The 19,048-nt window shown below is 63.9% G+C and carries 24 protein-coding genes and 1 tRNA gene; 13 read left to right on the top strand and 12 right to left on the bottom strand.

Annotation, left to right across the window (positions count from 1 at the left end):
• The 4 genes from OKW26_RS24040 to OKW26_RS24025 form a co-directional block, all read right to left on the bottom strand.
• The gene (locus OKW26_RS24040; RefSeq protein WP_184064820.1) at window positions 1-1,059 is read right to left on the bottom strand and encodes a sulfate/molybdate ABC transporter ATP-binding protein; all 1,059 of its coding nucleotides are present in this window, start codon (window positions 1,057-1,059) and stop codon (window positions 1-3) included.
• On the bottom strand, window positions 1,060-2,067 hold the full coding sequence (gene cysW, locus OKW26_RS24035) for a sulfate ABC transporter permease subunit CysW (protein ID WP_429355447.1): 1,008 nt from the start codon (window positions 2,065-2,067) through the stop codon (window positions 1,060-1,062). It abuts the gene before it with no gap.
• Complete coding sequence (gene cysT / locus OKW26_RS24030; protein WP_184029216.1) at window positions 2,064-2,960, bottom strand: sulfate ABC transporter permease subunit CysT; 897 nt, start codon at window positions 2,958-2,960, stop codon at window positions 2,064-2,066. The genes cysW and cysT overlap by 4 nt, the downstream gene beginning before the upstream one ends.
• Window positions 2,961-3,119: 159 nt before the next feature.
• Entirely contained in the window at window positions 3,120-4,166 is a 1,047-nt protein-coding gene (locus tag OKW26_RS24025; protein WP_429355446.1) for a sulfate ABC transporter substrate-binding protein, read from the bottom strand.
• 310 nt (window positions 4,167-4,476) lie between these two features.
• Between OKW26_RS24025 and lexA the strand changes: the two genes are divergently transcribed.
• From lexA to OKW26_RS24010, 3 genes are all read left to right on the top strand, one after another.
• A complete protein-coding gene (gene lexA / locus OKW26_RS24020; RefSeq protein ID WP_026225415.1) occupies window positions 4,477-5,127 on the top strand; it encodes a transcriptional repressor LexA in 651 nt (216 codons plus the stop codon).
• A gap of 102 nt (window positions 5,128-5,229) precedes the next feature.
• The gene (locus OKW26_RS24015; protein WP_184043952.1) at window positions 5,230-5,574 is read left to right on the top strand and encodes a hypothetical protein; all 345 of its coding nucleotides are present in this window, start codon (window positions 5,230-5,232) and stop codon (window positions 5,572-5,574) included.
• Between the two features lie 119 nt (window positions 5,575-5,693).
• Entirely contained in the window at window positions 5,694-6,311 is a 618-nt protein-coding gene (locus OKW26_RS24010) for a DUF2939 domain-containing protein (protein ID WP_184043954.1), read from the top strand.
• 118 nt (window positions 6,312-6,429) lie between these two features.
• Here OKW26_RS24010 and OKW26_RS24005 read toward each other — a convergent pair whose 3' ends face one another.
• Window positions 6,430-6,897 carry a universal stress protein gene (locus OKW26_RS24005; RefSeq protein WP_090804531.1) on the bottom strand — a complete coding sequence of 156 codons (468 nt, stop codon included), beginning with the start codon at window positions 6,895-6,897 and terminating at the stop codon, window positions 6,430-6,432.
• Window positions 6,898-7,316: 419 nt separating this feature from the next.
• On the opposite strand from OKW26_RS24005, the gene nodI reads away from it, so the two are divergent.
• Together nodI and OKW26_RS23995 are read left to right on the top strand one after the other, a co-directional pair.
• Entirely contained in the window at window positions 7,317-8,231 is a 915-nt protein-coding gene (nodI, locus tag OKW26_RS24000; protein WP_187613683.1) for a nodulation factor ABC transporter ATP-binding protein NodI, read from the top strand.
• A gap of 19 nt (window positions 8,232-8,250) precedes the next feature.
• Window positions 8,251-9,078 (top strand): ABC transporter permease, encoded by an 828-nt coding sequence (locus tag OKW26_RS23995; RefSeq protein ID WP_429355445.1) that lies wholly within the window; start codon window positions 8,251-8,253, stop codon window positions 9,076-9,078.
• A 92-nt stretch (window positions 9,079-9,170) separates the two neighbouring features.
• Here the strand turns inward: OKW26_RS23995 and OKW26_RS23990 are convergent, their stop codons facing one another.
• Both OKW26_RS23990 and OKW26_RS23985 read right to left on the bottom strand, forming a co-directional pair.
• A complete protein-coding gene (locus tag OKW26_RS23990) occupies window positions 9,171-9,593 on the bottom strand; it encodes a hypothetical protein (RefSeq protein ID WP_090804526.1) in 423 nt (140 codons plus the stop codon).
• A gap of 280 nt (window positions 9,594-9,873) precedes the next feature.
• Window positions 9,874-10,857, bottom strand: a complete 984-nt coding sequence (locus OKW26_RS23985) for a LysR family transcriptional regulator (protein ID WP_429355444.1) — start codon at window positions 10,855-10,857, stop codon at window positions 9,874-9,876.
• Between the two features lie 255 nt (window positions 10,858-11,112).
• Here OKW26_RS23985 and OKW26_RS23980 point away from each other — a divergent pair, with 255 nt between their 5' ends.
• Window positions 11,113-12,537, top strand: a complete 1,425-nt coding sequence (locus tag OKW26_RS23980; RefSeq protein ID WP_429355443.1) for a M20 family metallopeptidase — start codon at window positions 11,113-11,115, stop codon at window positions 12,535-12,537.
• A 95-nt stretch (window positions 12,538-12,632) separates the two neighbouring features.
• Here OKW26_RS23980 and OKW26_RS23975 read toward each other — a convergent pair whose 3' ends face one another.
• On the bottom strand, window positions 12,633-13,685 hold the full coding sequence (locus tag OKW26_RS23975; protein ID WP_429355442.1) for an NADP(H)-dependent aldo-keto reductase: 1,053 nt from the start codon (window positions 13,683-13,685) through the stop codon (window positions 12,633-12,635).
• A gap of 168 nt (window positions 13,686-13,853) precedes the next feature.
• Between OKW26_RS23975 and OKW26_RS23970 the strand changes: the two genes are divergently transcribed.
• Together OKW26_RS23970 and OKW26_RS23965 are read left to right on the top strand one after the other, a co-directional pair.
• On the top strand, window positions 13,854-14,081 hold the full coding sequence (locus OKW26_RS23970) for a DUF3820 family protein (RefSeq protein WP_018418198.1): 228 nt from the start codon (window positions 13,854-13,856) through the stop codon (window positions 14,079-14,081).
• A gap of 247 nt (window positions 14,082-14,328) precedes the next feature.
• Window positions 14,329-14,574, top strand: a complete 246-nt coding sequence (locus tag OKW26_RS23965; RefSeq protein ID WP_018418199.1) for a hypothetical protein — start codon at window positions 14,329-14,331, stop codon at window positions 14,572-14,574.
• 170 nt (window positions 14,575-14,744) lie between these two features.
• Here the strand turns inward: OKW26_RS23965 and OKW26_RS23960 are convergent, their stop codons facing one another.
• Both OKW26_RS23960 and OKW26_RS23955 read right to left on the bottom strand, forming a co-directional pair.
• Complete coding sequence (locus tag OKW26_RS23960) at window positions 14,745-14,867, bottom strand: hypothetical protein (RefSeq protein ID WP_429355441.1); 123 nt, start codon at window positions 14,865-14,867, stop codon at window positions 14,745-14,747.
• A complete protein-coding gene (locus OKW26_RS23955) occupies window positions 14,864-15,154 on the bottom strand; it encodes a hypothetical protein (RefSeq protein WP_429355440.1) in 291 nt (96 codons plus the stop codon). The genes OKW26_RS23960 and OKW26_RS23955 overlap by 4 nt, the downstream gene beginning before the upstream one ends.
• A 272-nt stretch (window positions 15,155-15,426) precedes the next feature.
• Between OKW26_RS23955 and OKW26_RS23950 the strand changes: the two genes are divergently transcribed.
• From OKW26_RS23950 to OKW26_RS23935, 4 genes are all read left to right on the top strand, one after another.
• The gene (locus OKW26_RS23950; protein ID WP_429355439.1) at window positions 15,427-15,783 is read left to right on the top strand and encodes a hypothetical protein; all 357 of its coding nucleotides are present in this window, start codon (window positions 15,427-15,429) and stop codon (window positions 15,781-15,783) included.
• Between the two features lie 138 nt (window positions 15,784-15,921).
• Window positions 15,922-16,923 carry a tRNA dihydrouridine(20/20a) synthase DusA gene (dusA, locus tag OKW26_RS23945; RefSeq protein ID WP_429336352.1) on the top strand — a complete coding sequence of 334 codons (1,002 nt, stop codon included), beginning with the start codon at window positions 15,922-15,924 and terminating at the stop codon, window positions 16,921-16,923.
• An 89-nt stretch (window positions 16,924-17,012) separates the two neighbouring features.
• Window positions 17,013-17,088: transfer RNA gene (locus OKW26_RS23940), tRNA-His, on the top strand.
• 351 nt (window positions 17,089-17,439) lie between these two features.
• Window positions 17,440-17,709 (top strand): hypothetical protein, encoded by a 270-nt coding sequence (locus OKW26_RS23935; RefSeq protein ID WP_018418204.1) that lies wholly within the window; start codon window positions 17,440-17,442, stop codon window positions 17,707-17,709.
• Window positions 17,710-17,933: 224 nt separating this feature from the next.
• Here OKW26_RS23935 and OKW26_RS23930 read toward each other — a convergent pair whose 3' ends face one another.
• Window positions 17,934-18,176, bottom strand: coding sequence for a DUF6566 family protein (locus OKW26_RS23930; protein ID WP_018418205.1), 243 nt, complete (start codon window positions 18,174-18,176; stop codon window positions 17,934-17,936).
• Between the two features lie 147 nt (window positions 18,177-18,323).
• Complete coding sequence (locus OKW26_RS23925) at window positions 18,324-18,521, bottom strand: hypothetical protein (RefSeq protein ID WP_013089281.1); 198 nt, start codon at window positions 18,519-18,521, stop codon at window positions 18,324-18,326.
• 239 nt (window positions 18,522-18,760) lie between these two features.
• On the opposite strand from OKW26_RS23925, the gene OKW26_RS23920 reads away from it, so the two are divergent.
• Window positions 18,761-19,021: a hypothetical protein gene (locus tag OKW26_RS23920; protein ID WP_090804375.1), complete on the top strand. Its 261-nt coding sequence runs from the start codon at window positions 18,761-18,763 to the stop codon at window positions 19,019-19,021.
• Window positions 19,022-19,048: the final 27 nt, after the last annotated feature.

The raw sequence follows: 19,048 nt of genomic DNA, 5'->3' as shown, positions 1-19,048 counted from the left end.
TCACTGCGCCGGAAACACCCGCAGCGCGCGCGGCACCGCGGTCACGCCGTCGCCGACCGCGAGTTGCAGATCACGCCACGTTTCGCGATCGAGTTCGGCTTCGAGCAGATTGCCCTCGCGACCGGCGAGCTCGACGCGCACCGAACCGCCGAGCGTCACCACGCGCCGCACGTCGACGACAATGCCCTCGCGATGCCCCGCCGCCTGCGGATACAACTGCAGATCGTGCGGCCGCACATAGGCGAACGCCGGGCCCCTAAAACCCGCCGCGATAGCGACCGGCAGCGCCGCGCCATCGACGACGAAGCCTTGCGCATCGACGCTGCCGTGCAGACGGTTCGCCGCGCCGAGAAACTCGTAGACGAACGGCGTCTGCGGATGGTCGTACACCTCCTGTGGGCTGCCGACCTGCTCGACATGCCCGCGATTGAGCACGACGATGCGGTCCGCCACTTCGAGCGCTTCTTCCTGATCGTGCGTGACGAAGATCGTCGAAATATGCAGATCGTCGTGCAGGCGACGCAACCAGCTGCGCAGTTCCTTGCGCACCTTCGCGTCGAGCGCGCCGAACGGCTCGTCGAGCAACAGCACCTTCGGCTCCACGGCCAACGCACGTGCGAGCGCGATGCGCTGGCGCTGGCCGCCGGACAGCTCCGACGGATAGCGCTGCGCGAGCCAGTCGAGCTGCACGAGCTTCAGCAACTCATGCACCTTCTCACGAATCACCTTCTCGGACGGACGTTCCTTGCGCGGCTTCACGCGCAGCCCGAACGCGACGTTTTCGAACACCGTCATATGCCGGAACAGCGCGTAGTGCTGGAACACGAAACCCACCTCGCGCTCACGCGCGCCGACCGCCGCGACATCCTGGCCTTGCAGCTCGACCCGGCCGCCGTCCGCGTATTCGAGGCCGGCGATCACACGCAGCAACGTCGTCTTGCCGCAACCCGACGGCCCGAGCAGCGCGACGAGTTCGCCCGGCGGAAAGTCGAGCGACACGTTGTCGAGCGCGACGAAATCGCCGAAGCGCTTTTGCAGGTTACGAACGGTGATACCCATTTACAGCTCTCCTTGCTTGAGCGGATGTCGCTGCGACGCAGGCGTGGCGTTGACGAAAAACGAATGCGAAGCGGACTGCGCGCTATTGGCCTGCGAAGCGCCGGACGGCGACACGTGCCCCGCATACGCAGGCACTTCGCGCGCCGCCGACAGTTCCGCCGACATATGACGCCCGGCCAGCAGCTTGAGCCCCAGCGTAACCAGCGCCAGCAGCGCGAGCAGCGAGGCCACGGCGAACGCGGCCGAGAAGTTGTACTCGTTGTAGAGGATTTCGACGTGCAGCGGCATCGTGTCGGTCTGCCCGCGAATATGGCCCGACACGACCGACACCGCGCCGAACTCGCCCATTGCGCGCGCATTGCACAGAATCACGCCGTACAGCAGACCCCACTTGACGTTCGGCAGCGTGACGCGACGGAACGTCTGCCAGCCCGATGCGCCGAGCACGTGCGCGGCTTCTTCCTCGTCGTTGCCCTGCGCCTGCATCAGCGGAATCAGCTCGCGCGCGACGAACGGGAACGTGACGAAGATCGTCGCGAGCACGATGCCCGGCACCGCGAAGATGATCTGCACGTTGTGATCTTCGAGCCACGGGCCGAACCAGCCCTGCGCGCCGAACATCAGCACGTAGATCAGACCGGAGATCACCGGCGACACCGAAAACGGCAGATCGATCAACGTGGTCAGCAGCGCCTTGCCACGGAATTCGAACTTCGCGATACACCACGACGCCGCGAGGCCGAACACGAGGTTCAGCGGCACCGCGATCGCCGCGGTGAGCAGCGTCAGTTTGATCGCCGACAGCGCATCCGGATCGGCGAGCGCTTCGAAGTAAAAACGCAGCCCCTTGTTCAGCGCCTGGTAGAACACCGCGGCGAGCGGCACGACCAGAAACAGCGCGAGAAACAGCAGCGCGAGGCCGATCAGCAGCCAGCGCACGACCGCCGGCTCGCTGACCGGATCGGGGCGACGCGCCACGCTCGCCGGGTGGGTCGGAACGCGGCTCATTGCACACCCCCACCGATAGCGGCGACGCTCGTGGCCACTGGCGCCGATCCCGTCTTGCCGCGGCTCGTGCGCCGCTGCAGATACCACTGCAGCGTGTTGATCGACAGCAGCATCAGGAACGACACGACCAGCATCACGACCGCGAGCGCCGTCGCGCCCGCATAGTCGTATTGCTCGAGCTTCGTGATGATCAGGAGCGACGTGATCTCCGACTTCATCGGCACATTGCCGGCGATGAAGATTACCGAGCCGTATTCGCCGAGCGCGCGCGCAAAGGCGAGCGCGAAGCCGGTCAGCAGTGCCGGCAACACGGCCGGCAGCACGACGCGGCGAAACGTGAGCCAGCGCGACGCGCCGAGACACGCGGCCGCCTCCTCCTGCTCGCGCTCGAACTCCTCGAGCACCGGTTGCACGGTGCGCACGACGAACGGCAGGCCGATGAACGTCAGCGCGACCAGCACGCCCGCCGGCGTGAACGCGATCTTGATGCCGAGCGGCGCGAGGAACTGGCCGATCCAGCCGTTGCCCGCATACACGGCCGCGAGCGAAATGCCCGCCACCGAGGTGGGCAACGCGAATGGCAGATCGACGACCGCATCGACGATACGCTTGAACGGAAACGTGTAGCGCACCAGCACCCACGCGACGAGAAAGCCGAACACCGCGTTGATCAGCGCGCCGCCTAGCGCCGAGAAAAACGTCAGCCGATACGACGCGAGCACACGCGGCGACGTGACCGCGCGCACGAACTGATCCCAGTCGAGCGTCGCGGTTTTCAGAAAGGTCGCCGCCAATGGAATCAGCACCACGAGGCTCAGATAAGCCACCGTGATGCCGAGTGTCAGGCCAAAACCGGGCAATGCGCTCGGCTTGCGGAAGGTCAACGTGGTCATGCTGGATACTCGTTCATGGTTGATGCTCGCGCGGTTGTTCGTTTTGCCGTGCTGCCGTACTGCGGTACTGCCGCACCGCTGGCCACCGGACCCCGGTTAGCCGAAAGCGCGCCCATTGGGCGCGCCCTTTTTCCCTGGCTGTGATTCGGGCGGTGGTTCTTACTGCGGCTGATAAATTGAATCGAACACGCCGCCGTCCGCGAAATGGGTCTTCTGCGCGTTGGTCCAACCGCCGAACGAATCGTCGATCGTGTAGAGCTTCAGCTTCGGAAACTTCGCGGTCAGATCGGCGGGCACCTTGCTGGAACGCGGACGATAGAAATTGCGCGCGGCGATCTCCTGACCTTGCTCGCTATACAGGAAGTTCAGATACGCTTCGGCCAGCTTGCGCGTGCCGTGTTTGTCGACGACCTTGTCGACCACCGCGACCGGCGGCTCGGCCAGAATGCTCACCGACGGCACCACGATCTCGAACCTGTCCGGACCAAACTCCTTCAGCGACAGGAACGCCTCGTTTTCCCACGCGATCAGCACGTCGCCGATACCGCGCTGCACGAAGCTCGTGGTCGCGCCGCGCGCGCCCGAATCGAGCACGCCAGCGTTCCTGTACAGCTTGCCGACGAACTCCCTGGCCTTCTGGTCGTTGCCGCCCGGTTGATGCTCGGCGTACGCCCACGCGGCCAGGTAGTTCCAGCGCGCGCCGCCCGAGGTCTTCGGATTCGGCGTCACGATCGACACGCCCGGTTTCACCAGATCGTCCCAATCCTTGATGTGCTTCGGGTTGCCCTTGCGCACCAGAAACACGATCGTCGACGTGTACGGCGATGCGTTGTCCGGCAGACGCTTTTGCCAGTTCCTGTCGACGAGCCCCTTGTTCGCGAGCGCGTCGATGTCATAGGCGAGCGCAAGCGTCACGACGTCGGCCTGCAGTCCGTCGAGCACCGAGCGAGCCTGCGCGCCCGAGCCGCCGTGCGACTGCCTGAAGGTGACGGCTTCGCCGGTCCTGGCCTTCCATTCCTTGCCGAATACCTGATTGATGTCCTGATACAGCTCGCGCGTCGGATCGTAGGACACGTTCAACAGCGTGGTGTCGGCGTGCGCGACGCCGCTTGCGCCCAACATGCCGAACGCACCCGCCGCGCCCACGGCGAGCGCCGCGATCAATTTTCTGGTTCGAGCCGCAAGCCCCATATGCCGATGGTTCATTTCAATTTTTCTCCGCGTGATGTCCGCTGATGAGCGTCTGGTGTTGTTCTGCGTCGCGGTCACGTGCACATGAGCGCCAACCGGAGGCCAGTCTATCGAAGCGCTTTCATGATTAAAAATAATGTTTCTTCATTTTTTAATGCTTAAAAGTGGTAACGACAGATGCGCCGGCGGTTGGGACGCCGACAACGCCGCCATGTCGCCGACAAACGACGCCCCAGCGCGACTCTTGCGCCGAACTTAAAGTAAAGCTTGAAATGCGCCGAATACTGTATAAAAATACAGTCACCTGTTCATACATACAGTGGCCATGACAAAACTCACCGCACGACAGCAGCAGGTTTTCGATCTGATCCGCCGCGCGATCGAACGCACCGGCTTTCCGCCCACTCGCGCGGAAATTGCCGCCGAACTCGGGTTCAGCTCGGCCAATTCCGCGGAAGAGCATCTGCGCGCGCTGGCGCGCAAGGGCGTGATCGAACTCGCGGCCGGCGCGTCGCGCGGCATCCGTCTGCTGTCCGGGCAGGAGGACGCGCCGTATCAGTTCACCCTGCCGCATGCGGGCCTGATGCAGTTGTCGTTGCCGTTGATCGGCCGGGTCGCGGCGGGTAGCCCGATCCTCGCGCAGGAACATATCTCGCAGCACTACGCGTGTGACCCGGCGCTGTTCTCGAGCAAGCCCGACTACCTGCTGAAGGTGCGCGGCCTGTCGATGCGCGACGCGGGCATTCTCGACGGCGACCTGCTCGCGGTGCAAAAGCGCACCGAAGCGAAGGACGGCCAGATCATCATTGCGCGGCTTGGCGACGACGTGACGGTCAAGCGTCTGAAGCGCCGGCCGAATGGCATCGAACTGATCGCCGAAAACCCCGATTACGACAACATCTTCGTGGAAACCGGCAGCGCCGATTTCGCGCTCGAAGGGATCGCGGTCGGGCTGATCCGCCCCAGCGAGTTCTGATCTTTCGCTGTCGCCAGAACGCTTGCGCCGGTTTGTCCGACCCAAGCCGCATTTACGCCTGCATCTACGCCCGCATCTACGCCGAATCGCCTGGAGAGACTCATGGAACGCCTTGCCCGCCTGTTGCCCTTTCGCCAGTTCGGCCGTCTGCGCCATCTGCGCAAGCTCACGCCCTGCGCGCTAATCGAGGCGCCCGCTGCGCGCACGCCGTCGCTGTTCGACGCGGCTGCCGAAGCTTCCGGTCTACCGTCGTCGTTGCCGGCGTTCGCGCGCGTGTCGCTGAATTCGGCGCTGAACATCGCCGAGCCCGCGCGTCGCGCGCCGGTGCGGGTCTATCATGGACCGTCGCGACTGATCATGGTCGGCACGGTCGACGCCGTATGCCGTATGATCGATCGCTGCATAGCCGACGAAGCCAACGTGCACGGCGCGGTGTTCGAAGCCTGAGCGAATCCTGAGTACGCATGCAACAAGCACTTCGGATGTTCAGAGATTCGCGTGGGATGGGATCGTTCCGACCTCGCCGTGGTCGACGTTAGATCATCACTGACGTGGAGTCCCATTCGATGACAATTCGGAAACGCATACAGGGCAGCGCCACCCGGCCGCTGCTGATCACGCTGATCGTGGTGATCGTGATTGCCGCGCTGGGCTTTATTTATGCGTCACCGTATCTCGCGGTGAACAATCTCAAACGCGCCGCCGATGCGCGCGACGTGCAAACCGTCAATCAGTACGTGGACTTTCCCGCGCTACGCGATAGCTTGAAGCAACAGGTGGGCGCCATGCTGACACGCCGGCTCGAGGCGGATGCCGGCAACAAGATGGCCACGATCGGCGCGGTGATCGGCGTGACGCTGATCGGCCCGCTCGTCGATGCCTATGCGACACCCGACGGCGTCGCGGCGCTGCTGAACGGCATGCCGCCGCGTGGCACGCCGGGCGAGCAACCGTCCGCGCCGCCAGCCGCGGGCGGCGAAGCGCCGGCCGCACCAGCCGCGGGCGACACCACCACGCAGGCGAGCGCACCGCCGCCCGGGCGTCAAAGCACGGCCGGCTATCGCAGTCTCAACGAGTTTGTCATCACGTACCGGCGTGGCGAAGGTAACGCGAATTATTCGGCAATCTTTCGTCGCGAAGGTCTGGTCACGTGGAAACTCGCGGCGATCAATCTGAACGAGTGAGATTGAAGCCTGGCCGGATGGGATGCGTGGCTGGCCATCGGGGCCGGCCACGCGACAGGGTCTACTCACATCTGGGCTAGATGACGGGGCGCGCGAGTTCGCGTCCCTCACTAGCCCATTACGCCGCAGCCGCCTGCTGCTGCTCCTGCGCGGACGAGCACGCCACCAGAATGCTGCACGACACGCGGTCGAGCAGCGGCGTGTTGCCCGCCCCCATCCACCACCGCGACAAACCAGTCCTGCAGCGATGACCCACCACCACGAGGTCGACCTGCAACTCGTTGGCAAGATTGGCGATCTCGTCGATCGGATGACCGAATGCGAAATGCCCTTGCGCGCTCACGCCTCGCTCGGTCAGCCAGTTCACGCCCTCCTGCAGAATCTCGCGGGCCGTTTTTTCGAAGCTGCTGCAGGCGACGTCCGTCAACAGGCCCGCGCTCTGCGCGATGCTCGAACGCATGTCGACGACCGACAGCAGATGCGTTTCCGCCTTCAGTTCCAACGCCAGATCGGCACCGCAACGCAGGGCTTTCCGGCCTTCGCGCGAGCCGTCGTAGCACAACAGGATTTTCTGGTAGCTCGCCATCTGTTTTCTCCATTCGCGCGGAAAGCGCGGTCTGAATCAATCATGGTGCGCCGCAATTCGGCTTGCAAGGGATGGAAAACGCTAAGTGCATACTCGGTGCATGCCGATCCAGTCTGCACAAGCGTTGGGCGACCCGACGCAGCGTTTGCACACGGATGCCGCAATGCAAAACTTCGTTTGCGAACGCTGCGTCGACACACTGCGGACCGGTTGACGTGCCAGTCGTGCCACGGCCAATCAGCGGCGCCAATCGACACCGACGAGCGCATCGCACCCCACGCATGACGCGTTCCCGGACACCCGCTCGCATCAGCGATCCGATACCTGGAGTAAGCGGCTTCGCGTGCGCAATGCGTGCATCGCAGGTATGTTGTGTCTTGCGCGTACGTTGTGTCTTTTTCCGGAGCCTTGCTCGAGCCATGCCCACCGCCCCCATCGAATTCCATCAGGTCAGGAAAAGCTACGGCGAAAAAACGGTCGTCGACGGATTGTCATTTCATGTGAACACCGGCGAATGCTTCGGGCTGCTCGGCCCCAACGGCGCCGGTAAGACCACGACATTGCGCATGCTGCTCGGCATTGCGGCGCCCGACGCCGGCGCGATCCGGCTGTGCGACGAGCCGATCCCGGGCCGCGCGCGCCTCGCGCGCTCGCGCGTCGGCGTGGTGCCGCAGTTCGACAACCTCGATCCCGATTTCACGGTGCGCGAAAATCTGCTCGTATTCGGTCGCTACTTCGGTATGAGCGCCGCGCAGTGTCGCGCGGCGGTGCCGGGTCTGCTCGAATTCGCTCGCCTCGAGAACAAGGCGGACGCGCGCGTGAGCGAACTGTCGGGCGGCATGAAGCGGCGCCTCACGCTCGCGCGCGCGCTGATCAACGATCCCGACGTGCTGATCATGGACGAGCCGACCACCGGTCTCGATCCGCAAGCACGCCATCTGATCTGGGAGCGGCTGCGCTCGCTGCTCGCGCGCGGCAAGACCATTCTGCTGACCACGCACTTCATGGAAGAAGCCGAACGGCTCTGTCATCGCCTGTGCGTGATCGAGGAAGGCCGCAAGATCGCCGAAGGCGCGCCGCGCGAGTTGATCGAGTCCGAAATCGGCTGCGACGTGATCGAGATCTACGGCCCCGATCCGTTTGCGTTGCGCGACGAACTCGCGCCGCTCGCCGAGCGCACCGAGATCAGCGGCGAGACGCTGTTCTGTTATGTGAACGACGCGCAGCCCGTGCATATGCGCCTCAAGCAGCGCGCCGATTTGCGCTATCTGCATCGGCCGGCGAATCTCGAGGATGTGTTTCTGCGGCTCACCGGTCGCGAAATGCAGGACTGAACCCATAGCGAGACACTTGATGGACGCACGTACTTACGAAACCCACGACGGCACGCCATCGGCGCAAGAACCGTTCGGTGCCTTCCCCGCCAATGCCACGAACTGGATCGCGGTGTGGCGCCGCAATTACCTGGTGTGGAAAAAGCTCGCGATCGCGTCGATGTTCGGCAACTTCGCCGATCCGATGATCTATCTGTTCGGTCTCGGCCTCGGACTCGGGCTGATGGTCGGGCACGTCGACGGCGTGTCGTATATCTCGTTCCTCGCGGCGGGCACGGTGGCGTCGAGCGTGATGATGTCGGCGAGCTTCGAGTCGATGTATTCGGGCTTTTCGCGCATGCACGTGCAGCGCACGTGGGAGGCGATCATGCATACGCCGCTCACGCTCGGCGATATCGTGCTCGGCGAGGTGGTGTGGGCCGCCAGCAAATCGGTGTTGTCGGGTGTGGCGATCATGCTGGTGGCGGGCGCACTCGGCTATGCGAGTTTTCCGTCGATGCTGCTCGCGCTGCCGGTCATCGTGCTGGCCGGTCTCGCGTTCGCGAGCCTCGCGATGATCGTGACGGCGCTCGCGCCGTCATACGACTTTTTCATGTTCTATCAGACGCTCGTGCTCACGCCGATGCTGCTGCTCTCCGGCGTGTTCTTTCCGATCTCGCAACTGCCCGGCGCCGCGCAAGCGGTGACTGTCGCGCTGCCGCTCGCCAATGCGGTCGATCTGATGCGCCCGGCGATGCTCGGTCGGCCGATGGAGCACGCGGCGCTCCATGTGAGCGTGCTGGCCGCTTATGCAGTCGGCGGCTTCATCGTGTCGGCGATCCTGTTTCGGCGTCGCATGATGAAGTAAGCCGAACGCGCGGGCGGCGCGTTGCGCCTGCACCCGCGCAAGACGACGCCGCGTCGGTCGTCGCACGGCGTGTTTGCTATCGTTGTGCGCGCTCAGTCCTCGTCATCGGTCCACGGAATATCGACGTCGGAGATGAACGCGACCGTCGCGAACGGGCCGCCCTCGTGACGCCCGATCTTGCCATCGGCGCGCTGCCATTCCACCCGGAACACGGTGACCGGATCATCCGCGATCAGCCGCACCGTGCGCAATTCGTCGGGATCGGCGTCCTCGACCGGACCGTCGAGCGAAATCAGCAGCGCCTGTGGCCATAGACCATCGGCGGGATCGTAGATCTTGTCGCCGTCGTGAATCAGCGTGAAGGCTTCCACGCCGATGGTCGCCGACGCATCGACGATCATCTTGGCAAGCGCACGCAACAAGGCGGTCGCTCGCGCCGAGTTCGCCTGACGGATCGCGAGATCACCGCGCGTGAGAGCCTGCTCGAGTTTTGGATTGGTTTTCTGTTGCGCCATGGCTGTGTTGGTCCTATCGCTCTGTCGTGGGCAACGCGCCATCGGGACGACGCGCCGCGTTTCTATTTGGGTCCATCTAGTGCCGCTTGTGTGCATTGCAGCATCGCGGGCTGGGCGGCAGGTCCGCGGTTCGACTGTCATTGTTCCGCGTTTCCCCTGATCGTGGCGCGCACCATCAGGGTCGTTTTCTCAGGGCCGTCCTTGCCGTCCACCACAGTTTAGGTCGTGATTCGGATTCCGGGAGAACATTTGCCACTTAGTGGGTGGCATGTGTCGCATTTCATGCATCGGCTCGCGGGCGCCGCGGCGTACGTTTACCGCGTCCACCGGCGAGCTTCGACGCCTGCGCCCCAGCCGGCTTCGCATCCGCGATCCGCGCGATCAGATGGTCGCGAAACGTGCGCACCGACGGGGGCAACTCGCGCCCCGCCATCGTCTGCACCTGGATGCTGCGCTGGCGCATCTGCGGGTCGGTGAGCGGAATCACGACGAAGCCGTCGTCGGCATAGCGGTCGCGCACCGATAGCAGCCCCGTGAACATGATCGCTCCGGATCGCTGCGCGTAGCGATAACTCGCGCCGCTGTTGTTGCAGATCAGGTCCGGCTCGAGGAGGATGCCTTCGAGCGCGCACGTGATGTCGATCAACTGGCGAATCGTGGTGCCCGTCTCCGACAACACGAGCGGATAGCGACTCACCTCGGCGAGCGACAGTTTCGCGCGCGCCGCAAGGGGATGATCGGCGCGCAGCAGCACGAACACCGGCGCGCGTTCGGCGTGCTCGACCTTCACGCCCTTCTCCGGCGCGAGGCTGAACGACAGCGCGATATCGACGTCGCCGTCGCGCACGTGGCGAGTGGCGTCGGCCGGCGACATCACGGTCAGCGTGAAATCGATGCCGGGGTGCTCGGCGTGGAAATCCGCAATCGCGGCGGGCAGGAAGTCGACCGCAAAGCCCTCGGCGGTCGCGATCTTGATCCGGCTGCCGTGCAAGCTCGCGAGGCCGCTAATCTCTTTCATCACGTGCTCGGCTTCGAGCAGGCTGCGTTGCGCGTACGCAAGCAGCCGCTCACCGGCCTCGGACAGCGTCATGCCGCGCGGACGCCGCTCGAACAGCGTCACGCCGAGCTCGCTTTCGAGCCGCACGATTTGCCGGCTGATCGCCGATACCGCGACGTGCAGCCGCTCGGACGCGTCGCTCAGCGAGCCGCCGCGCGCGACTTCGACGAAATAACGCAACGCGATGCCATGCAGTGAACGTGCCATCCTGGACGCCTCGATCGAATCAGTTGCAACGGTGCCCTGGGTGGGCGGGTGCCGCGGTTCGAGCCGACGCGCGACGCTTTGCTTTTCCGGCAAGGCAAGCTTCGAAACATGATCATTGTGACAAAAATGGCGCGCTTCTAGAATCGGTCGCAATCACGTTGCAGACGATTCGCCTGAACGCCGCGCCGAGCATCGAGCCATCGAGCCTCGCGGCCCTCCGCCCCTTCACCCATCCCCCGCATCGGAGACATCGACATGAGCCGCAACCAGGCCATCGAGCTTGCCACCCGGCACTTCGAATCCGGCGCTTTTCTCGCCGATCTGAACCGTCGCGTCGGTTTTCGCACCGAAAGCCAGGAAAGCGATCGCGGCGCACTGCTGCTGTCCTATCTGACCGACGAAATCCAGCCCGAAGCGGAGCGCCTCGGCTTCAGCACGCGCATCGTCGATAACCCGGTCGATGGCTTCGGTCCGTTCCTGATCGCCAACCGTCACGAAGGCGATCATCTGCCGACCGTGCTGATCTACGGCCACGGCGACGTCGTGCGCGGCTACGACAGCCAGTGGCGCGCGCCGCTGACGCCGTGGGCGGTGACCGTGGAAGGCGAGCGCTGGTTCGGTCGCGGCACCGCCGACAACAAAGGCCAGCACTCGATCAACCTCGCCGCGCTCGCGAGCACGCTCGCCGCGCGCGACGGCAAACTCGGCTTCAACACGAAGCTGTTGATCGAGATGGGCGAGGAAACCGGCTCGCCGGGGCTCGACGCGATCTGCCATGCGCATCGCGACGAACTCGCCGCCGACGTGCTGATCGCCTCCGACGGTCCGCGTCTCGCAGCGCGTCGTCCGACCGTGTTTCTCGGCTCGCGCGGCGCGGTCAATTTCAGGCTGTCGCTGAAGCTGCGCGACGGCGCGCATCACTCGGGCAACTGGGGCGGCTTGCTGCGCAATCCGGCGACGATGCTCGCCAACGCGCTCGCGAGTCTCGTCGATGCGCGCGGCGTGATCGCAGTCGACGGCCTGCGTCCGCCGCCGATCCCCGAGGCCGTGCGCCGCGCACTTGCCGACATCACGGTGGGCAACGGTCCGGGCGACCCCACCGTCGACGATAACTGGGGCGAGCCGGGTCTTTCCGCGCCCGAGCGCGTGTTCGGCTGGAACAGCTTCGAAGTGCTGGCTTTCAAGGCGGGCAATCCGGAGAACCCGGTCAACGCGATTCCGCCGAAGGCGTTCGCGGTCTGCCAGTTGCGTTTCGTGGTCGGCACCGATTGGGAAAACCTCGGCGAGCACCTGCGCGCGCATCTCGATGCGCACGGTTTTCAGCTGGTCGAAATCGACGTCGAACGCGGCGCGCCAGCCACGCGGCTGGATCCCGACGATCCGTGGGTCACGTGGGCGATCGCGTCGCTCGAAGCAACCACCGGCAAGAAGACCGCGCTGCTGCCGAATCTCGGCGGCACGCTGCCGAACGAGGTATTCGCCGACACGCTCGGTCTGCCGACGATCTGGGTACCGCATTCTTATCCGGCCTGCTCGCAGCATGCGCCGAACGAGCACCTTCTGGCTCCGGTGGTGCGCGAGGGCCTGCAGATGATGGCGGGACTGTTCTGGGATCTCGGCGAGAATTCGCCGCTTGCGGCGAAGCGCGAGACGGTGGATACGACAAAGGCCGCGGGTTGAGTTCGGCCGACGCCGAGTGATTCGCCGCGCCTTGCGCGGCCGCCCCGGCAATCGACCGGGGCCACCGCGGCAAGCGCGTCGCGCTTACCTCGACATCAAGGCGCCGGATTCGGCTGCAGCTCGTGCAGCCTGTCGATTTCCGCCAGCACTTCCGGCGACAGCTTCACGTCCGCGCTGGCGATGTTTTCCTTCAATTGTTCGAGCGAGGTCGCGCCGATCAGATTGCTGGTCACGAATGGCCGGCTATTGACGAACGCGAGCGCGAATTGCGCGGGGGTCATGCCGTGGCGCTTCGCGAGCTCGACGTAACGCGTGGTCGCCTGCACGGCTTGCGGCTTGCTATAGCGCTGGAAGCGCTCGAACAGCGTGATGCGCGCGCCCGCAGGACGCGCGCCGCCTTCGTACTTGCCCGACAGCCAGCCGAACGCGAGCGGTGAATACGCGAGCAGACCGATGTTGTCGCGATGCGCGTACTCGGACAGACCCACTTCGTACGTGCGGTTCAACAGGCTGTACGGATTCTGGATGCTGACGATGCGCGGCAAGCCGAGTCTTTCGGCCGCGCGCAGAAACTGCGCGATGCCCCACGGCGTTTCGTTCGACACGCCGATATGGCGCACCTTGCCAGCCTTCACGAATTCGGCGAGTACCGTCAGCGTTTCCTCGATCGGCACCGTGTACGCGTCGTCGACCCACGGATACGACGGACGGCCGAACGTCATCGTGCTGCGATCGGGCCAGTGCAGCTGATACAGATCGACGTAGTCCGTTTGCAGACGTTCGAGGCTGCCGTTGAGCGCCTCGGTCAGGTTCTTGCGATCGAACTGGTTGCCCTCGCCGCGAATATGACGCGGATTGTGCGGCTGACGCGCGGGGCCCGCGATCTTGGTGGCGAGCACGATCTTCTCGCGCGCGCTCTTGTGCTGCGCGAGCCACGTGCCGATGTAGCGCTCCGTCGAGCCTTGCGTTTCGGCGCGCGGCGGCACCGGATACATTTCCGCGGTGTCGATCAGGTTCACGCCGTGATCGAGCGCGTAGTCGATCTGCGCGTGCGCTTCCTGCTCGGTGTTCTGCTCGCCCCACGTCATCGTGCCGAGACCAATCAGGCTAACCTGCACGTCGGAGTCGCCGAGTCTGCGGTATTCCATCTAACTTGTCCTGTTGAAGAGGTGAACGGAAAGCGCAGACGTTACCACGCCGACGCATTACCTGCAGCAAGGCTAGAATGCGGGGCCATGCGTTGCAGCGCGCCGCCTGGTGCTTGCGCGTTGCGCGCTTTGCGCTCTCGATGCGCGTTTCATCATGACTTCGTTGCCATGAATCACGAACACCTCGAATTGCTGGTCACGCGCGTGATGCCCTACGGGAAATATAAAGGCCGCGTGATCGCCGACCTGCCCGGCCACTATCTGAACTGGTTCGCGAGCCAGGGCTTTCCGCCCGGCGAGATTGGCCGTCTGCTCGCGTTGATGCACGAGATCGATCACAACGGCTTGAAACCGCTGCTCGATCCCTTGCGCAAACCGAAGCCCCTGGAGCGTTGAGACCGTCGCCGTGAAAGCGTTGCCAGGCCGGCTGAAAGTCGCGGCGCAGGCAAACTGCAAGCAATGTAGGACAGTACAAATTCATACAGGTTTTTTCTTGCGGATCGCGTTTGCGTGGCCTTTAATCGGCATAGGTCGTCGCGCTGTGAAACGTCGAGAGTGAAGCGGATCAGTCGTCATTCGCTGAACAATTTCGATGTGTTCCGGCGCCGTGCGATCCCCCGCCTTCGTGACTCCCTGCATATCCATGTCGCAATTCAGCCTGTCGGCGTTGCTCGAATTCATCGGCCACGATCTGTCGCCGGTGCGCGCGGTCATCCTGTTCTTCGTGATCGGCTACGTCGTGGTCGGACTGCCTGTGCATTTTCGCCAGGGCGCGGCCTCGCGCGACATTTGGGGCACGGCCGCCGGCGTGACGATGGCCGCGATCTACGCGGCGTTCATTGCCGGCGTGTACCCGTGGCTGCATCACGTGTCGGTGATCGCGCGTTGAGCGTCGGCCGCCGCCAGGTGGGGTCCGAGACCTTCCCATAGCGGTTCACGCAATCCGCCTCGCGGCTGCCAGCGCCGCATCGACGTTCGATACAACGGTCGGCGCATCTGTGCGGAACTCGCGGTACTGACACGCCGCATCGTCTCGCGAAATGCGAGGCAACGTTCGTCTCACTCGAGCCCGCAATGCGCGAGCATGCGACGCACGTTCGTTTCGCAAGCGTCGACCAGCTCCTCGTGCTCGATCTCGATCATCACGCCCGCGAGTAGAACGCGCCGCCAGCGCGTTATCAACGCATCGTACGCGCGCTGACAGCGGCCCAGCTCGCCGAGGTGGCAGCCGAACGGCACGTCGTAAAAATGCGCGAGAAAATCGATAGACAGGTCTGTAATCGCGAGTGGCGGCCATGATCGATGCGCGCGTTCGGCAGCGCGAGATGAATGAGGCCGACGTTGATGAAGTTGAACGGGTATTTGTCGGCAAAGCGCGCGAGCGCGCCAAGCGATTCCGCCTCGTTGTCGCGCATGCCCTGGCGATACAGCACGTTGCCTTTGAGCAGATGATCGAACGGGGCGGGCACGCGAATCGCTTCCGACTTAAACGACGAATCGTCCGATGGAAGTTAGCAGCCACGCCCGTCAGTAACGTATCAGATCGTTAACGAAGTGTTACCGCAACACCGCTCGGTAATACGCGAGAAGATTGGCGAAACGGTCGAACGTCGCGGCAACGGCTCGCGTGGTCGAAGCCCCGAGCGCGCACCGCCGCGCCGGCGCGGGTAACGCTCGGACACAAACGCGGCTGAACTCAGTTGCGCGCGGTTTTTCTGAGGTTTACGTGAAGGAGAAAATCGTGACCAGGCTCATTGCATCGATGACGCTGCTAGCGGCCGCGGCAGCGAGCATCACTGGATGCGTCGTCGCGCCGCCAGCGGACTACGGCTATGCGCAACCCTACTATCCCTACGCGTATGGACCGCCTTACTACGGACCGGCGTACGGCTCGGTTGGTATCTATGGCGGTTTCGGAGGGTCGTGCTGCTATTACGGACATGGGTATTGGCACGGGCGCGGCGGATGGCATGGCGGTGGCGGGCACGGCGGATGGCATGGCGGGGACGGCGGATGGCACGGTGGCGGATACGGCGGCATGCACGGCGGCAGCAGCTCGTGGAGCAGTGGCGGCGGGACGGGGGGACATGGACATTAAAGCATTGACGCATTCACGCATTGACGCATTGACGAACCGGTGCCCGCCTCTGTCGCGACAGTGATATGGCTCCAGCGCCCGGCGGTTTCTGGCCTTGCGGTAAAATTATTGTTTTGATTCAAGCCGCCTGGCCGCTCCATGTCTTTACCTCGCACTCCCAGCCCCCGCCGCGTGTCCGTTGCCCCGATGATGGACTGGACGGATCGTCATTGCCGCTCGCTGCATCGAATGATTTCGCGCCATACCTGGCTTTACACGGAAATGGTGACGACCGGCGCGCTGCTGCACGGCGACGTGCCGCGTCATCTCGCATTCACGCCCGACGAAGCGCCGGTCGCGCTGCAACTCGGCGGCAGCGAGCCCGACGATCTCGCGCGTTCGGCCAAGCTCGGCGAGCAATGGGGCTATGACGAAATCAACCTGAATTGCGGCTGCCCATCCGAGCGCGTGCAACGCGGCGCGTTCGGCGCATGCCTGATGAACGAGCCGCAACTCGTCGCCGATTGCGTGAAGGCGATGCGCGACGTCGTATCGGTGCCAGTCACGGTCAAGCACCGCATCGGCGTCGATACGGTCGAGGAATACGGCTTCGTCCGCGATTTTGTCGGCACGATCGCGCAAGCCGGCTGTGAGGTCTTCATCGTTCATGCGCGCAACGCGATACTGAAGGGCCTGAGCCCGAAGGAAAACCGCGAGATTCCGCCGCTCAAGTACGACTACGCGTATCAGTTGAAGCGCGATTTTCCGCAGCTGGAAATCGTCATCAATGGCGGTATCAAGACGCTCGACGAAGTCGACGCGCATCTTCAGCACGTCGACGGCGTGATGCTCGGGCGCGAGGCGTATCACAACCCCTACCTGCTCGCCGATGTCGACGCGCGCTTCTACGACTCCGCGCAGGCGCCGCTGACGCGCGAGCAGGTCGAAGCGAAACTGATCGAGTATTGCGCGACCGAAATGGCGCGCGGCACCTATCTCGGCGCGATCATGCGCCATGCGCTTGGGCTGTATCGCGGCGAAGCGGGTGCGCGTGGTTGGCGTCGAGTTTTGTCCGACAGCAAGCGACTTGCGGCCCGTGATCTGACCATCTTCGACGAAGCAAGACAGCATCTGCGCGAGCCCATCGAAATTTTTGAATAAAGGACTAGGCAAACCACCACCTAGTCCCTATAATCTCGTTTCTTCGTCGGCGAGACAGGTTTTTAGAGTAAGTCAAGCGGATGTTAGTGGTGGCTGTAGCTCAGTTGGTAGAGTCCAGGATTGTGATTCCTGTCGTCGTGGGTTCGAGTCCCATCAGCCACCCCACAGAATTCAAGCAAACGGCGTTGTGAGCAATCACAACGCCGTTTTTGTTTTGCTGACGGCCTTCTGCATTTTCCATGATGTCTGTGCGGTTTTCCGCACCGCAATCACCCCTTCCCGCCTTCTTCCGCCTCTCAAAAACCGCTTGGCCAACAGGGCCGGATCACCGGTCCGCCTTGCGGCGCGTACGTCTGAACGATTGTTTCTTCGTCGGGAATAGTAATTTCAGATTATCGGCACAAATTTTCAATAGTAGGGGTATACACTGGCTTCCATCGACGTTGCAGACACCTGGTTCACTGGCTCCTGCAACATCTTCCTGAAATGCAGTCGAAACGTTATCGGAGTCCTACCATGAAGACCAAGTTTATCGCCGCCCTGCTGGTTGCCGCTTCCGCCTCTATCGCCGCTCCCGCTTTCGCCAGCGGCTATGGTCCGGCACCGTACTACCGTCCGTCGGTTGGCGCGCCGGCTTCGCAACAAGGCCAGAACGCGCAGACCGTCGCTGCCGAACGCGCCAACGCGCAATCGAATGCATACGGCGGCGTGAATAGCGTGTCGACGCAATCGGGCACGCGCAGCGAACCCACGTCGGGTCCGCAATCGGTGTTCTTCGGCCACTAAGCCGCCAGCAGTACCGTCAGATCCGCTGCCTCTGAAGGCAGCGATCAAACTGGGCGCCGCGCATGCAGTATCGATGCCGGCGCCCAGTTGCATTTACGGCAGCCGTGGTACCCGGTACGTTGCCCGGGTAGCCTTCGGTTTGCAACCGTTGTCTCGTGCGCCTGCCGCTTCCTTGCCTCATCCGAACACGACGTCCCCTTCCGTCGCGAGGCGACTATCCGCGTCTAACTCGCCAGCCCCGCATCGATCAACTCGCGCGCCGCGCGAAAAGCCGCCTCGGCGGCCGCATGCTCGGTGGACCACAAGCTATCGATATGCACGAGCTGCCAGTCGACCACCGTCGAATCGTCGCGCAGCACCCGGAAATGCGCCTTGACGCCGGTCAGTACCTGTTCCACCGCCACCTCGATGTCGTAGTCGCCATAGCGCGCCTGATAGTCGCCCATGTCGACGCCCTTCGGCTCCATGCTCGTCTCCGTGGTTTCGCTGATCGCGGGTAGGCGGACGCGCGCGTCCAGCTGGCGTCGCGCTGGCCAATCACCTGCTCGCGACTCAGCCGCGACGCGCCGCCTCGCTCTACACACCGGCCGTGCGGCCGGCCGCCGATCAGCGGATCAGTTGCAATCGCCGGAAAGATACTGCCGGCCGTTGCAGTTGATTTCGACCCCACCGCTGCCCGCTTCGGCAACCAGGTCGCATGCCAGCAACTCCGCCGCAACGGACTGCGCGACTTCGGGCGCCGTCTGTCCGACGCCGACGTCGTTCAGACGCCGCAACGCTTCCACCGCTTCAGGACTCAAGGACTTCGACATGGCCGTCTCCGTCGGAATGCTCAATTCATCGTAGCAAGTTTCATCGGCGGATGCAGGTGTGCGCCTGACGAGCCCGCTCCCCGGAGCGTCGAGCCCGGCAATTGGCGTCTGAAACCGGCATGACCGTTAGGAGCACGCCTCAACGCGCCAGCAGCGGCCCCGGAACGCGGCCTGCTACTAGCTAATTGTGCACACAGCCGCGTGTCTGCAGACGGCACGCGACATCGAAGGAGAACGACATGAAGCGAGGCAATTGGGCCACGTTGACGGCCACCGCCGCCGCGCTGGCAGCGCTCTTCGCGAGCGGCGCGAGCGCCGTCGCGCAGACGGCGCCCAGCGCGCCGCCGGACAGCCATGCGCCGATGGCCAAACCGCCCGAGGCGGCATCGGGCGCCGGCAGTTCGAGCAACCCGGACAACATGCCGATCAAGCGGCCGGCGAAGCCAACCAACGACCACATGTCGCACGAGCCGCCCGCAAGCGGCGCAAACGCGAAATAGCCGTTGCGCACGCCGCTCGCACTGGCG

It is taken from the genome of Paraburkholderia sp. 32, assembly GCF_050435345.1.
In the GTDB taxonomy this organism is placed as follows: Bacteria; Pseudomonadota; Gammaproteobacteria; order Burkholderiales; family Burkholderiaceae; genus Paraburkholderia; species Paraburkholderia tuberum.
This window is presented reverse-complemented; position numbering and strand designations above follow the sequence as displayed.